Below are 14,170 nucleotides of genomic sequence, written 5' to 3' on the forward strand. Positions count from 1 at the left end.
TATCGGGCGCTCGAGATTTCGAGCGCCCGTCTTATAAGTACGCTTTTCTTTCGGGGAAATCATGTCACAAGAAACAAACGCACCAGAAGTCGAGTTGGGCGAACACGAAGCTATTGTTCGCGGTGAAGAGGGATGGATAGGGAAAGCCGTTTTTGGGCTAGGGGTGCTTATTTCCCTTATGCATATCTATTTTAACGTCTTTGCTGTGATACCGGGGCTTTGGCAGAACGCGCTACACTTTGCGGGGTTCGTTCTGATGGGGGCTTTAATCTATCCCATGATCGGAAAGGGTAAAAGCAAGGGACTTCTTGTTTTTGACCTGACTTTGGGATTGCTAGGCGCTTTTGCTGCGCTTTATATGATCTCAATGGAAGATGCCATTTATGAGCGGGGTGTCCGCCTGGAAGCACCGGAGTGGATACTTGGTACTATATTGATCCTTGTGGCTATTGAATTTACCCGCCGTACCACAGGATGGATTATTCCTATCTTGATTGTTCTGGCCCTGACCTATATCGGGTGGTGGGGTGCCTTGATTGATGGCGTATTCAAATTCAAAGGTCTAAGTACGGAGACCATTCTTTTCCGAAGTGTTTATGGCGATGATGGGGTGTTCGGAAATATTGCCCGTATTTCATCCACCTTTGTCTTTATGTTTATCCTCTTCGGGGCTTTTCTTGTGCGCTCTGGCGCAGGTGAATTTATTATTGACCTTGCCCGCGTTGTTGCAGGGAAGACGGTTGGTGGACCTGGGCTGGTTGCTGTTTTTGCATCCGGTCTTACGGGGACAATCTCTGGCTCTGCTGTGGCAAATACAGCGTCTACAGGTGTGATAACAATTCCCTTGATGAAAAAGGCAGGGTTCCCAGCCCGTTTCGCCGGTGGTGTTGAGGCTGCGGCGTCAACGGGTGGACAGTTGATGCCGCCTATCATGGGGGCAGGCGCCTTTGTAATGGCGAGCTATACGCAGATTCCTTATACAACGATTATTGCTGTCTCCTTCCTGCCAGCCATTCTTTATTTCGCAACGGTTGCATTTTTTGTGCGTATGGAAGCCAAGCGCAGCAATGTGCACGTGGTCGAAGTTGAAACGGAAAGCGCCTTTGAAGTTCTTAAAAGAGGTGGATTACCGTTTCTAGTGCCAATAACAGTCCTAATTGGTCTGTTGATCTATGGCTTTACCCCAACCTATGCCGCTGGATTTTCTATCATCGGGGTCGTTGTTGCCTCGTGGCTGACGCCGAATAAAATGGGTTTGCGCGCAATTCTTGATGCCCTGGCTCTTGGGGCGCGGAACATGGTTATGACGGGGATTTTGCTGTGCGCCGTTGGTTTGATTGTTAACGTTATTGCGACGGCTGGGATTGGGAATACCTTTTCTTTGATGATTACCAACTGGGCAGGAGATAGCTTGATTATTGCAATGGTACTTATCGGGCTTGCTTCGTTGGTATTGGGCATGGGATTACCTGTTACGGCGTCTTACATTGTCTTGGGAACACTTTCTGCCCCGGCTCTTTATTCACTTATTGCGGATGGTTTGTTAGTCGAGGCCATCGCAGCTGGAAATTTAGCGGACGATGCTAAGGCGATCTTTATGTTGGCAGCACCCGAACGCCTTGCGGAAATTGGTTTGCCAATGTCCACTGAGGCTGCAAAAGATATTCTGGCGTTGGTTCCCCCCGATATGTCAGATACCTTGCGACAGATGGTGTTGGATAAAGATACTCAAATCTATGCGCTGTTATCAGCTCACATGATTATTTTCTGGCTATCTCAGGACAGTAACGTGACGCCGCCCGTCTGTTTGACCGCCTTCACTGCGGCAGCAATTGCGAAAACGCCGCCGATGGCAACCGGGTTGCAGTCCTGGAAGGTGGCCAAAGGTCTTTACATTGTTCCATTGCTTTTTGCCTACACGCCGTTCTTGGGCGGTGAGTGGCACGAAGTCCTCATGATCTTTGGTTTCTCTTTGGTTGGTCTTTATGCCTTCACCGGGGCGCTACAAGGATATCTGGAAGAGAAGCTGAGTTGGCTTGAACGAGCTGTGGTGTTTGTTCTTGGTGCCGGGTTGTTGTGGCCTCTTGGATGGGAAATTCACCTTGCTGTATTGGCTGTTTTTGTTCTCTTCTTCTTGTGGAACAAAAAAAGCGGTGGCGTTGTTCGGGTATAGTTCGAAGATAATTTCGGGTTATGCAGATATGAGAAAGGCCGGTATTGATACCGGCCTTTCTTACGAAGGGTAATTTTTGAAAGTGTTATTTTTACTTCTGAGCACTTTTCATAATGATATCCATTTGCTCGGTGGCAACTGCGAGGCCACCTTCATGGTGATACCAAACGATGCGCCCGTCTTTATCCAGATCTTGTCCCACAAAGATTGCTTTTGTTAGTTCCTGGAGTTCCTGTACCTGCGGTGCAGCGGCTTCTGCGGTTTGGCTTGCGAGTATCTTCTTTGACAGTTCAAGAGCTGCTTCCGCACGGCGTGTTGTATTCCGTCCAACTGACGCAACCATGATACCGGAAACGCGTATAATATCACTGGCGTCCTCTGAATCTGAAGCCAATTCTGCATGTGTCGCGACGCCTTGTGATGCCTTTATCAAGCCATAGCCAAGTCCGGGGCCTTTTGTTTCTTGTGCAGGATCAAGTGCGTGCAGAACATGGCGCGTATGTAGCTGCATGGAATTGAGGTCAGTTAAATCTGATGCGGCGAAGCCAGCGTGCGTTCTGACGACGTCTGCTTCTGCAGTGGCAACTGGTAATAACCCCTGTTCTTGAGGTGTGTCCGCCCAGTGGGTCATAACGTGACCAACATGCTTTAAGGCCTCATTTGCGGTCGCGGACAGGCTTATCGTTCCCGTAAGAAAAAGAGTGGTCATAAACATAGTTGAACGTAATTGATTGGCTTTAAACATCATTGTCTTCCAGATATTTACCTATTCAAGTCTGCATAACAGCTTACAGAGCTGGGTTGAAATGACGAGCAAACAATACTCAACTTGTTGTGAGTTGGTAATAGTTATCCCTACTGACACAATGCTGTCAGTAGGGATGCTTTAAAAGAAAAGTAGAAAAGAAATTTCCACATCAGACAGGATCATTATGGAGCCGTTTAAAGAAGTTTTTAATCTCAAATCTATTTCTAAAATGGCTGAGCACTTGGGAGCACGACAATGTGGCTTTGACCAAGAGGGGTTTGTTACCTTTGCCACTGAAGGTCTAAGCGAACTTGAATTAAAGCAACGATCAGAACGAATTACAGAGGCATTATATGAATTCTTACCGGATGACTTTTGCCATGCAGCAGAAATTTTGTTGGCGATTTTACACCCGGACGAAAATATTTCCATTAGTGATCAGGGGACATCTGATAAAGGCGTATCAGGGTGGTTGGTTATGCCAATGTGTCACTATGTTGCGCTTCATGGCACCGAGCATTTTCATCTGTCTATGGAGTTGCTCAAGGAGATGACAAAGCGATCAAGTTCTGAATTTGCCATTCGGTACTTTTTACTTTCCGCACCTGAGGAAACGATGGCTGAGATCCTGACTTGGGCTGATAATGAGAATTATCATGTCCGCCGATTGGCCTCAGAAGGATCACGCCCCCGGTTGCCTTGGGCCATGCAGCTACCAGATTTCATCAAAGACCCGGCGCCTCTGCTTCCTCTGTTGGAAAAGCTCAGGGATGATCCTGAAGAGTATGTTCGGCGCTCTGTTGCTAACAATCTAAATGATATTGCAAAAGATCATCCTGATCTCGTCGCTGACATTGCGAGGAAGTGGATGAAAGGTGCGTCCAAAGAGCGCCAAAAACTTGTACGGCATGCATGTCGTACTCTCATTAAGTCAGGACATAAGAAATGCCTGGAAGCTTTGGGATATAAGGATGCTCAAGTTGAACTCGTTGATTTTAATGTGCTGACGCCATCTGTAGCCTTTGGCAAGGAATTGGAATTCGAGGTGACAATGGCCTCTGAATGTGATGAGGATCAGGCGCTGATTCTTGACTTTGTTGTTCACCATAGAAAAGCCAACGGCGACACATCTCCCAAGGTTTTTAAATGGAAAACATTTAACCTTGCAGCAGGGGAAAGACACAATGCCAGCAAACGTCACAGCATCAAGCCGATAACCACCCGCAAGTACTATCCGGGACTTCACCAGGTGGAGATTATTGCAAATGGGAAATCTCTTGGGGTCAGAGACTTTGAATTGGTGATGGAGCAAGTCTGCGCTTGAAGCAGTAGTTTATAGGTAAAGAAAAAGCCGAGCTTTGAAGGCTCGGCTTTTGGGGAACTAAACTTGGTATGGTTTAGTGACTGCTGTGATCTTCCATTTTCATGGCGCCACCTTTTGCAACGTGGACCATCACATCAACGTTGCCAGCTTTTTCAAAAGTCAGAGTCAGTGGGAACATTTCACCTTCTTTCAATGGTGCTGTAAGGCCCATTAACATGATGTGAAGCCCACCGGGTTTTAGCTCTACCATTGATCCGGCTGCAACAGGAATACCGCCTTCCACTTCACGCATCTTCATAACACCGTCAACCATGGTGTGAGAATGCAGTTCAATACGCTTGGCAGCAGTACCTGTCGCAGCGACAAGTTTATCATCTTCAGCACCCATATTGTGCAGCGTCAGGAATGATGCGCCATTCTTGACCTGGCCAAGAGTTGCGCGTGCCCAAGGTTGTTTAACCATGACATCGCCGGCTTTGTAATCTTTAGCAGCAGCCAAGCCAGAGAAGGTAAGCGCAAGGAGGGCTGTGAGAGTAACGAGAAATTTTTTCATGATGACCTCATGTTGTTATTCGGGCTTAAAGAGCCAGAAAATAAAAAGAAAATGTATATGGAAGTAAGTGTCGTTGTTGCGCCGTTTAAGCGCTGGGCGGTGCTCTTGAGGAGTGTCTGTGCCCGTCAAAAAGCAATTTCGCCTGTTGTGCACCAATGATTTGCCAGGATAAAGAGCTTTGGGTCAGAGAGTGCACAGCTGTAATATGTGTGCCTCGTTGAACTGTGACAAACGCACCTGTCAGGCAAAAGTCACAGTGGTCAGCACCTGTTGAACCCGTTTTATCGTCCTGATCTAAAAGAATGCCGCCGGGCGTGCAAATAAAGCTCAGGGATTGTTCCAAGCTGTTTTGTGCATTGTGCGAAGTGTTTGGGACTGAGGCGGTTGCCTGATAGGAAATAAAAAAACTTGCGACAATCGGCAATACAATTTTGAGACAAAGCGCAAAGATAGAAAGCATCGCAATGCTTTGCTTATCCTGTCGTACGATCTGTCTGTTATGCCGGGACATACGATGCTCAAGTATATTTCAAATATGCCCTTGTATCGGAAGGGCTTTCATCCTTGATCCTTACCTTCTGGGAAGTGTCTTGGCAAGATCTTCGCCTGCAAGAACCTCCTTAGAAGAGATTTTCGCGCTTATTTGTCGCAGAGATTGTGTGCCGTATGTGTTTCCTTGAACAGAAGCGACTTTGTACCAAGCATAGGCTTGCACAAAATCAATTTGCACGCCACGCCCTCTCTCGTAAAAACGTCCTAAGTTCCTTTGGGCTATTGGGTGCCCTTGCATCGCAGCTTTTTTATACCAGAATGCGGCTTTTTCATAATTTACTTCTCGCCCAAGCCCGTTCTTGAAAATAGCTGCCAAGCTATTTTGGGCCGCAGGATCATTTGAATTGGCAGCTTTCTTTAACCAGTGAACAGCCAGATCGAAATCCTGATTAACACCAATGCCATCTGTATAGTATAGGCCAATAAAACTTTGTGCTTCTACGTTACCCTGTTTTGCCGCCTCTAAATACCAATAAGCGGATTGCTTGTAGCTTAACTCTCCGTTTATGCCTTCGCGATAAATATGTCCCATATAGAGTTGTGCTGTCGTATCGTCTTGCTTTGCGGGTTGGCGAAATTCAGACAGAGCAGTTTCTAAATCGCCATTATTGTAGGCCTCTAGTCCAAGAGACGTATCAGCAAGAGATTGAAGTGGGGCTAAAAATAACAAGGCAGAAATATAAAGGCGCAGCATAATATCTTCATTTGTTGGTAAACTGGATAATACCACTATAGGCGTATTTATGAGCTTACTTACAGAGAAAATTAAAATCCCTGATTAGCGGTACCTATGAAGATTAAATGGTAAGTTTTTATACGTCGGGCGCAATAATCAGGATATGATCATTGTCGTGATAAAGGGTCATTCCGTTTGCAAACTGACTATATGTTAGTCCGCCAACATCGGTACCTGAAGCTGTAATGTGTGAATCTTCGACAACACCTGTTTCAATCAAAGGTGTATCGGCTTCAATTTTGAGCGGTTCATCGCGGGCAAACAAAACCACTTCCCCTGCGTCATCAGGAAGAAGGTCGCCTAGTTGCAAGACAAGTTCATCGTCATTTTCAAAAAAATCGCTCATTCCTTAGTTTTATTCCTTTATGAATCCTGATGCAACGATTTTTTCTAGTGATTCCAGTGGCTTTTCTGTGACTGCCGGTGAATTTCTATGTGGCAGAAGTTAAATTAACCATAATAATCAGGGAATTGAAGATTATTATTCAAAGGACTTTTTCTTTTGATGGATAAATCATGGCCTAATTATTTGAAAAAAATAAGATATGTCGATTTTGATTATGAGTTGATCGAAGAATTCTCTTTGCCAGTTTTGTAACTTTCTCTTATAAGCACAGAAAATTAAAACTGGTCACATAAAAGCCTCCAGCACGACAGACCCGAAAAATCGGGAAATAAACATATAAAAGTGACCATGAGCTAAAGGTATGAAAGACATATTTGCGTCTGGGATACCTGCAATTATGTCGTGAATGGGAAGGTCAAAATTAATGGCAAAATCTAAAGCCTCTAAAGGGCTCGCTTTGGACGCGTTGTTTTCTCAGGTTAAAGGTGAGAAGCGTTTTACGGAAGCTTGTGCACTGCGCGATGAATTGGAATCTCGTCTGATTACCATGCGGCAGCAGACAACCAGCCATCCGCTGGGAAATCCGGTTCTGGAGCTTGCACACGATCTTTCCGAACGCTTGGCGGCGGGCAATCTGTCTGTCGATCTGCTTTCTCAGTTAGTACAATATTTATCTGTCGAAGCCTTTGGAGACAGAGCCAAGCGTGTTTCAGATTATGTTGGTGTAGAAAGCATCGCAGACAATAAATTCCGACTGTCAGAGCTTTTCAAAGCTTTGGCCTTTGATGATGCGAATACGCAGCTTTCGTTTGAAGCTTTTAAAGACAATCTGGAACGTGAAGCATTCGGAATTGTTATCACTGCCCATCCGACCTTTGGTTTATCTAAAGAACTTTATCAAGCTCTGGCTCAGTTTACGGCGAATGAAAGCTCTGAGGGACAGGCGCTTGATTCCAAGGCGATTGACGCACTTAACCAGCTTGTCATTGGTCGCTCTCATGAACCGGATCAGGCCATTGATTTACTGGCCGAACATGGGCAGGCGATGGAAGCAATTGCTTCGATACAACAGGCCTTGAGGGAAGTATATGACGTTGCTTTGGCCGTAGCAGAAGAGCTGTATCCTGAAAAATGGACCGAGCTTTCTCCTCGTGTTTTGTCGGTTGCAAGTTGGGTTGGATATGATCTGGATGGCCGTACGGACATTACCTGGGCGAATACCCTTCATACCCGCATGAAAGTTCAGGTTGTTCAGCTTGGGTACTATATTTCCAAACTGAACGAGATTATCGCGACACATAAAGGCGAGAAGGATGAGTTGGAAACCACACTTGCCTTGATCAAGAGCCGGGTGACGCTTGCTTTACACGTTGCCGAAAAAGAAACTGAATTTTTCAGTAACAACAACGCATCGGAAGAAGCGTTAAAAGAGGTCTCCCGCTCTATTGTAGCTGATGATGGCGCACGTCTTGTGCATACCGCGGAATTGATTGAAGCCATTAACCGCGCTTTGAGTTTAACAGATAAGGCTGATCTAAAACGGTCACTCATTATTCTGAGATCTGAAATTGCAAACTATGGTTTGGCCACATCCCATATGCACGTCAGACTTAATTCTGCACAGCTTCATAATGCCATTCGCAAGAATATTGCCATGGAAGGCGAACCGGATGATCCCGGACGTCGTAGAGGTAATTTCCGCGCGCTTTCCGGGTTGTTGGATGAGGTGCAGCCAATTCGCATAAACTTTGGCTCGTTATCTGCTGAACATACCACGGCAAAACGTATGTTTATGTTGATTGCCCAGATGATCAAGTATGTTGATGCATCACGTCCAATCCGCTTTTTGATTGCAGAGTGCGACACTCCTTTTACGATTTTGACGGCCCTTTATTACGCGAAGCTATTCGGGGTTGATGATCTCCTCGATATCTCTCCGCTCTTTGAAACGGGGACAGCGCTGGAACGCGGAAGTGAAGTCATTGCCGAACTTCTGGAGAACGAACACTACCGCGCCTATGTCGAAAAACGCGGTCGTTTGTGTATTCAAACCGGTTTCTCTGATGCCGGACGTTATTTAGGGCAGGTTTCAGCGTCGCTTGCGATTGAACGGCTGCATATGAAACTGGCACGGTTGCTGGCTGATTATAATGTCAAAGGTGTCGAGGTTGTTATTTTTGATACCCACGGCGAATCAATGGGGCGCGGGGCGCATCCATTAAGTTTTAATGATCGCCTTAAATATGTGTCTTCCCCGATGACACGTTCATTGTTTGCAGCAAATAATATTCCTTTAAAACAGGAAGTCAGCTTTCAGGGGGGGGACGGATATCTTTATTTCGGAACTCCCAAGCTTGCGCTGACCACCGTAACTCGTTTGCTGGAACATGCGCTGGGTAAGCCAACTGTGGATGACAAGGATGCTTTTTATACAAACACAGACTATTCACTGGATTTCTTTTTAACCCTAAAAGATTTTCACGAGAATACGCTGGAGAACAAAGACTACGCAGCGCTTCTAGGGTCTTTTAGTACCAATCTGCTGTACCAGACAGGATCCCGAAAAAGCAAACGTCAGCACGATAAACACCATGGGATTGACCGGGGACATCCGTCACAAATCAGAGCAATTCCGCATAATGCCATCCTTCAGCAACTGGGTTATCTGGCCAACACAGCGGGCGGTTTCGGTACGGCCATATCCAGAGATCTGGACGCTTTTGTGAAATTACACGGAGAATCAGACCGGGTTCAACGCTTTATGGATATGGTGTCCTATGCAAAAGGTCTAAGTAGTTTGAATACACCGGAAGCATACGCTGCACTTTTTAACCCCAGATATTGGTTAGCAAAGGCCTATGCGGTGAAACATACTGAACGTGCCCGCGATCAACTTCGTCTTTCTAATCTGGTTGGCGATACCCAGCGTTATGATGGCATGAACAGGATGCTACAGATTTTCCGTCAGGATGCGATCCATCTCCACAGTGGATTGGATGCGCTGACTGCTGATGGGCAAGAAAAGGTCTTCCCTTTTGATACGCGTCGACGAATAAACCTGATCATTCTGCATATTGTTCGCTTGTGCCTTATTCAGGAAATCTTCCTGTTGGCGATGCGTATTCCTGCCTTTGCCAACCGTGATGATTTAACACTTGAGGATTTGATTCAGGATATTATCGCGATGGAGATCCCGGCAGCATTAGAGGAGTTGAAAGCAACTTTCCCTGTTCACGAGGGGAAAACGGTTTTCACCGCTAAAGAGTATGGTGAACCAAGCGATTATAGCGATGCTGAAACCCGTGATTATTCCGATGAGCATGCAAATATCTTTGAGCCGATTGAAGAGTTGTATGATCTTTGCCGCAGGATCTCTGTCGGTATTTCAAATAGTATTGGTGCGCACGGGTAACGCATTGGTATAAATGGGTTCAGAATCTGCGATTTCTCATTTAGGGAGTACATTACAGATTCTGAATTTTAATGCGGAATGCTGGTTTCTTGAGGGGATATACTGTGATTGATGATGTTTTGGATTTTTGGTTAGCTGACGGTATGGATCGGAAGTGGTTCTTTAAAGATCCGGAATTCGATCGCGAAGTTGCCGAAAAACTCGGTCCCCTCTATGAAAAGGCAAGTGCAGGTGAGCTTGATCACTGGGCCGAGACAGCCAAGGGCTGTTTGGCACTTTGTATTTTGCTAGATCAAGCCCCGCGTAATTTGTTCCGAAATGATCCCAAGACCTTTGCCAAGGATAAAAAGGCATTAGAGATTGCTCAAAAAGTTATCAATAAAGGATGGCATAATGAACTTCCGCAACGAGAGCGAAATTTTATCCTTTTACCCTTTGAGCATAGTGAAGACCTTGCCATGCAGGAAAAATCTTTAGAGCTTTATCAGGATATGGATGAAAATCCTGATTGGCTGAGTTACGCGCAAAAGCACGAAGTTATCATTCGTCGCTTTGGCCGTTTTCCGCATCGTAATGAAGTACTGGGCCGGGAAAGCACACCAGAGGAAATTGAATTCCTCAAACAACCGGGATCTTCTTTCTAGTCTTGTTTCGAAACAGGCTATCTAGATTTTGACTTTTTGTGCCCGCCTTCGAAGGTCAATTTTTCAATAGAAGTTACTGATAATATCGGATAAAAGCTTTTTGTCCTTTGTGAAGAGGATGTGTTCTCGGGGCGGGGTGAAAGTCCCTACCGGCGGTAATTGTTTTTTGCATTAGCCCGCGAGCGCTTCTCAACCCATTTGTTGGGAAGGTCAGCAGATTTGGTGAAATTCCAAAGCCGACGGTTAAAGTCCGGATGGTAGAGAGCAGAATGACAAAATATCTATGCTTAATAGATGTCCGGTTGTTGTGTGCGCCCTGATTCTCGCTTTAAATTCGAACGGAAAAACGATGAATCAGATAAAAAATCAAACCATTGAAGGCAGTATGTCTTTTGCTTTGATCCAGGCAAAATGGCATGGGGATATTGTTGGTAATTGTACAAAGGCATTTATTGACGAAATTGAAAAACAGACAAATGGGGTGTCCAGTGTTGACGTTTTTGATGTCCCTGGAGCTTTGGAAATCCCTCTTCTTGCCAAGAAGTTAGCCGAAACAGGTAAGTATTTTGCTGTTGTTGGTACAGCACTTGTTGTCGATGGAGGTATCTATCGACATGATTTCGTTTCGCAAGCTGTTATTGACGGTGTAATGCAAGTACAGCTAGACACAGGTATTCCTGTTTTGAGTGCTATTTTAACACCGCATCATTTCCATAATTCAGACGAACATCATGGCTTTTTTCTTGAGCATTTTAAGGTTAAGGGGCGCGAAGCCGCTGATGCGTGTATAGCGATTACAGAACTCCATCGAGAACTGGCTTCCCAATAAGTTTTGATTATTAAAGAGGAAGCTTGCGGTTTCTCGTTTCAAGCTTCCTCTTATAGTGTTATTGCCAACTATGTTCTGTGTTGCTCATCTATTATGTGGCTGGTTAAAATCGATATCAGGTCCAACAGGGATGACACCGGTTGGGTTAATTGTTCCGTGACTACCGTAATAATGGGCCTTGATATGAGGAATGTTAACAGTTTCTGCGACGCCTTCGTATTGGTAAAGCTCGCGTGTTAGTGCCCATAGATTGGGGTAGTCCACAAGCCGCTTCTTGTTACATTTGAAGTGTCCAAAATAGACGGGGTCAAAACGTAACAAGGTGGTGAAAAGGCGCCAGTCAGCTTCCGTCAAGCGGTCTCCGGCCAGGTACTTCTGTGAATTCAGCCGTTCTTCCAGGTCGTCCATCACTTTGAAAAGCGCATGGTAAGCTTCTTCATAGGCTTGCTGGGTTGTTGCAAAGCCGCTTTTGTAAACGCCATTGTTGATATTGTGATAGACCAATTCGTTCACACTATCGATGGTTTCTCGTATGTCTTCCGGATAAAGATCAGGAACATCCTTCGTTGCAAAGGCATCAAAGGAGCTATTGAACATCCTGACGATTTCGGAAGACTCGTTTGAGATAATGGTTTGTTCCTTTTTATCCCATAGCACAGGAACGGTAACGCGACCCGTATAGTTTGGGTCAGCTTTTGTGTAGATTTGATAGAGATACTCAGACCCGTAAAGATGATCTTCGGTAGAGCCAAGATCCTCAGGTTTGAATTCCCAGCCATTTTCTTTCATTTCCCAGTGGACCACAGAGACTGAGATAACCTCTTCCAACCCTTTAAGGCTTCTGAAAATCAGGGCTCGGTGTGCCCAGGGGCAGGCAAGATTTACATAGAGATGATAGCGTCCGCTTTCGGCAGGATAGCCTTTTTCTCCATTGGGGCCTTTGGAACCATCCGCCGTCACCCAGTTTCTGAACTGCGCGTCTTTTCGTTGAAACTTGCCATTGCTGCTTTTGGTGTCATACCAGACATCATGCCATTGGCCATCGACGAGTTTTCCCATTTATCTGTTCCTTTTTTTTGGCTGCTGTCTTATTGAACCGTATCTGGCAGGTCTGCAAAAATTAACTCTGCGTTCCCGAGGGCTTTGATGTTTAAGTTGTCTTCGTTCGCGATCATCGCGCCATCTCGCTCATTCAGTTGCTGACCATTGAGTTCGATCGAACCTTTTGAAACCACAAGGTAGCCTAGTCGGTCTTTCTCTATGGGTTGGCTTATCTCTTCATTTTCTTTCAGGTGCGTCCCGTAAAGAGTTGCATTTTGATTTATGGGCAACGCATCGGGATGTTTTTTCTCTCCGGATGCCAGTGGTAGAAAGGCGCCCGCGTAATCAACTTGGGAAAAAGTCTTCTGGTTCCAGTGAGGTTTGAGGTAGGTTTCTGATGGGTGAATCCAGATTTGATAAAGGCCTGTTATCTCTGTTTCATGGTTATATTCACTATGAAGGATACCTTTGCCAGCCGTCATGACCTGTATATCACCCGCAGGAGTTTTTCCTTTGTTGGAAAGATGATCTTCATGAGAAATTGCGCCGTATCGTACATAGGTTATGATTTCCATGTTCCGGTGCCCATGCATTGGAAAGCCGCCACCGGGTTGGATTTCATCATCATTCCAAACCAACAAAGGACCGATGCCTGTGCGATCTGGGTTCATATAGTTTGCAAAGCTGAAATGATAACGGGCATTCAACCACTCATTTTGAAATCTGCCCAAACTATTAAAGGGTCTGATATCGATCATCAGGATCTCCTGTATTCTTAAAAATGACTATTCAGCTAAAGATAGTTATGTCACTTTAAGATTATAATATGTGAAATTAGAACAAGATTGTTTCTCATAGGAAACAATCTGCGTGAGTGAAACAGATGAACTTGAATGAAATGGCTGTTTTTGCCTCTGTGGTTGAGCATGAGAGTTTTACGGCTGCGGCCAAGGCATTGGGCATAAGTAAATCCGCTGTGTCAAAACAGGTGAGCCGCCTTGAAGATCGTTTGAGAATACGTTTATTGAACAGGACGACACGCCGCCTTTCTTTGACTGAGGCGGGAAACTTGTTCTTTGAAAAATGCCAAGCGGTTATGGATGTTGCAGAGCAGGCAGAGTATGCGGTTTCACGCCTGTCTTCGACACCTAGAGGATTGTTGAAAATCAATGCGCCGATGTCTTTTGGGATTAAATGTATGGCCCCAATGCTTGCGGACTTTAGAACGAAATTCCCTGAAATCGAGATAGATTTGGTTCTTAATGATCAAATGGTTGATCTGATTGAGGATGGTTTTGATGTTGGCATTCGCATTGGGCGCTTGATGGATTCCCGTCTTATAGCGAAGAAAATATCTGATTGTGGGATGAGTATTATTGCTGCACCGTCCTATTTTGCAAAAGGGCATACATCTGTAATCCCGGCAGAACTATCCGGGTATAATTTTTTGCACTATTCAAACTTGAACAGAGTATCCGGATTGAAGCTGATCGGAGAGAACGGAACAGTCACTGTTCCTTTAACCAGTGATCTCTCAGCCAATAATGGTGACTTTATTCTTTCTGCGGTTCAAGAAGGAATAGGCTTTGCCTGCATGCCCGACTTTATCTGTCATGACGCAATTAAAGAAAATCGTGTGGTTAAAATATTGCCAGATTGGAATGTAGATACAGACAATGCCATATACGTGGTGTATCCGATCAATCGTAACCTTCCGCCAAAGGCACGGGTATTTATTGATTTTATTGCAGATTACTATGGGGAATAGTTTTGATCTGTCATCTTCATTCGGCGGTGAAGTCTTCTTAAAAA

At 45.3% G+C, this 14,170-nt stretch carries 13 protein-coding genes and 1 riboswitch; of the genes, 6 read left to right on the forward strand and 7 right to left on the reverse strand.

What is annotated here, in order from left to right:
• Positions 1–61 precede the first annotated feature (61 nt).
• On the forward strand, positions 62–2,173 hold the full coding sequence (locus BKB51_RS10645) for a TRAP transporter permease (protein WP_085901077.1): 2,112 nt from the start codon (positions 62–64) through the stop codon (positions 2,171–2,173).
• A 91-nt stretch (positions 2,174–2,264) separates the two neighbouring features.
• On the opposite strand, the gene BKB51_RS10650 is transcribed toward BKB51_RS10645, so the two are convergent.
• A complete protein-coding gene (locus BKB51_RS10650) occupies positions 2,265–2,882 on the reverse strand; it encodes a hypothetical protein (protein WP_125911822.1) in 618 nt (205 codons plus the stop codon).
• Between the two features lie 223 nt (positions 2,883–3,105).
• Between BKB51_RS10650 and BKB51_RS10655 the strand changes: the two genes are divergently transcribed.
• Positions 3,106–4,245 carry a DNA alkylation repair protein gene (locus tag BKB51_RS10655; protein WP_198946702.1) on the forward strand — a complete coding sequence of 380 codons (1,140 nt, stop codon included), beginning with the start codon at positions 3,106–3,108 and terminating at the stop codon, positions 4,243–4,245.
• 73 nt (positions 4,246–4,318) lie between these two features.
• Here the strand turns inward: BKB51_RS10655 and BKB51_RS10660 are convergent, their stop codons facing one another.
• From BKB51_RS10660 to BKB51_RS10675, 4 genes are all read right to left on the reverse strand, one after another.
• On the reverse strand, positions 4,319–4,798 hold the full coding sequence (locus BKB51_RS10660; RefSeq protein ID WP_085901080.1) for a copper chaperone PCu(A)C: 480 nt from the start codon (positions 4,796–4,798) through the stop codon (positions 4,319–4,321).
• Positions 4,799–4,883: 85 nt separating this feature from the next.
• Positions 4,884–5,309: a hypothetical protein gene (locus BKB51_RS10665; protein ID WP_125911823.1), complete on the reverse strand. Its 426-nt coding sequence runs from the start codon at positions 5,307–5,309 to the stop codon at positions 4,884–4,886.
• A 60-nt stretch (positions 5,310–5,369) separates the two neighbouring features.
• Complete coding sequence (locus BKB51_RS10670) at positions 5,370–6,044, reverse strand: tetratricopeptide repeat protein (RefSeq protein WP_085901082.1); 675 nt, start codon at positions 6,042–6,044, stop codon at positions 5,370–5,372.
• A gap of 118 nt (positions 6,045–6,162) precedes the next feature.
• Positions 6,163–6,432 (reverse strand): hypothetical protein, encoded by a 270-nt coding sequence (locus BKB51_RS10675; protein WP_046503653.1) that lies wholly within the window; start codon positions 6,430–6,432, stop codon positions 6,163–6,165.
• A gap of 424 nt (positions 6,433–6,856) precedes the next feature.
• Between BKB51_RS10675 and BKB51_RS10680 the strand changes: the two genes are divergently transcribed.
• The 3 genes from BKB51_RS10680 to BKB51_RS10690 all read left to right on the forward strand — a co-directional run bounded on the left by BKB51_RS10680 (position 6,857) and on the right by BKB51_RS10690 (position 11,317).
• The gene (locus tag BKB51_RS10680) at positions 6,857–9,844 is read left to right on the forward strand and encodes a phosphoenolpyruvate carboxylase (protein WP_158090209.1); all 2,988 of its coding nucleotides are present in this window, start codon (positions 6,857–6,859) and stop codon (positions 9,842–9,844) included.
• Between the two features lie 104 nt (positions 9,845–9,948).
• Positions 9,949–10,488 carry a DUF924 family protein gene (locus BKB51_RS10685; RefSeq protein WP_245813264.1) on the forward strand — a complete coding sequence of 180 codons (540 nt, stop codon included), beginning with the start codon at positions 9,949–9,951 and terminating at the stop codon, positions 10,486–10,488.
• A 118-nt stretch (positions 10,489–10,606) separates the two neighbouring features.
• A riboswitch (FMN riboswitch) is annotated at positions 10,607–10,758 on the forward strand.
• A gap of 79 nt (positions 10,759–10,837) precedes the next feature.
• The gene (locus tag BKB51_RS10690; RefSeq protein ID WP_085901085.1) at positions 10,838–11,317 is read left to right on the forward strand and encodes a 6,7-dimethyl-8-ribityllumazine synthase; all 480 of its coding nucleotides are present in this window, start codon (positions 10,838–10,840) and stop codon (positions 11,315–11,317) included.
• Between the two features lie 84 nt (positions 11,318–11,401).
• Here BKB51_RS10690 and BKB51_RS10695 read toward each other — a convergent pair whose 3' ends face one another.
• Both BKB51_RS10695 and BKB51_RS10700 read right to left on the reverse strand, forming a co-directional pair.
• On the reverse strand, positions 11,402–12,376 hold the full coding sequence (locus BKB51_RS10695) for a glutathione S-transferase family protein (protein ID WP_085901086.1): 975 nt from the start codon (positions 12,374–12,376) through the stop codon (positions 11,402–11,404).
• Positions 12,377–12,405: 29 nt separating this feature from the next.
• Positions 12,406–13,116 carry a pirin family protein gene (locus BKB51_RS10700; RefSeq protein WP_085901087.1) on the reverse strand — a complete coding sequence of 237 codons (711 nt, stop codon included), beginning with the start codon at positions 13,114–13,116 and terminating at the stop codon, positions 12,406–12,408.
• A gap of 125 nt (positions 13,117–13,241) precedes the next feature.
• Here BKB51_RS10700 and BKB51_RS10705 point away from each other — a divergent pair, with 125 nt between their 5' ends.
• Complete coding sequence (locus BKB51_RS10705; RefSeq protein WP_085901088.1) at positions 13,242–14,126, forward strand: LysR family transcriptional regulator; 885 nt, start codon at positions 13,242–13,244, stop codon at positions 14,124–14,126.
• The last annotated feature ends 44 nt before the right edge of the window (positions 14,127–14,170 follow it).

Source organism: Kiloniella majae (assembly GCF_002118315.1).
In the GTDB taxonomy this organism is placed as follows: Bacteria; Pseudomonadota; Alphaproteobacteria; order Kiloniellales; family Kiloniellaceae; genus Kiloniella; species Kiloniella majae.

What these genes read in the sequence shown, in the direction of transcription:
- BKB51_RS10645 (WP_085901077.1), top strand. Translation starts at nt 62, where the DNA reads ATGTCACAAGAAACAAACGCACCAGAAGTCGAGTTGGGCGAACACGAA.
- BKB51_RS10650 (WP_125911822.1), bottom strand. Translation starts at nt 2,882, where the DNA reads ATGACCACTCTTTTTCTTACGGGAACGATAAGCCTGTCCGCGACCGCA.
- BKB51_RS10655 (WP_198946702.1), top strand. Translation starts at nt 3,106, where the DNA reads ATGGAGCCGTTTAAAGAAGTTTTTAATCTCAAATCTATTTCTAAAATG.
- BKB51_RS10660 (WP_085901080.1), bottom strand. Translation starts at nt 4,798, where the DNA reads ATGAAAAAATTTCTCGTTACTCTCACAGCCCTCCTTGCGCTTACCTTC.
- BKB51_RS10665 (WP_125911823.1), bottom strand. Translation starts at nt 5,309, where the DNA reads ATGTCCCGGCATAACAGACAGATCGTACGACAGGATAAGCAAAGCATT.
- BKB51_RS10670 (WP_085901082.1), bottom strand. Translation starts at nt 6,044, where the DNA reads ATGCTGCGCCTTTATATTTCTGCCTTGTTATTTTTAGCCCCACTTCAA.
- BKB51_RS10675 (WP_046503653.1), bottom strand. Translation starts at nt 6,432, where the DNA reads ATGAGCGATTTTTTTGAAAATGACGATGAACTTGTCTTGCAACTAGGC.
- BKB51_RS10680 (WP_158090209.1), top strand. Translation starts at nt 6,857, where the DNA reads ATGGCAAAATCTAAAGCCTCTAAAGGGCTCGCTTTGGACGCGTTGTTT.
- BKB51_RS10690 (WP_085901085.1), top strand. Translation starts at nt 10,838, where the DNA reads ATGAATCAGATAAAAAATCAAACCATTGAAGGCAGTATGTCTTTTGCT.
- BKB51_RS10695 (WP_085901086.1), bottom strand. Translation starts at nt 12,376, where the DNA reads ATGGGAAAACTCGTCGATGGCCAATGGCATGATGTCTGGTATGACACC.
- BKB51_RS10700 (WP_085901087.1), bottom strand. Translation starts at nt 13,116, where the DNA reads ATGATCGATATCAGACCCTTTAATAGTTTGGGCAGATTTCAAAATGAG.
- BKB51_RS10705 (WP_085901088.1), top strand. Translation starts at nt 13,242, where the DNA reads ATGAACTTGAATGAAATGGCTGTTTTTGCCTCTGTGGTTGAGCATGAG.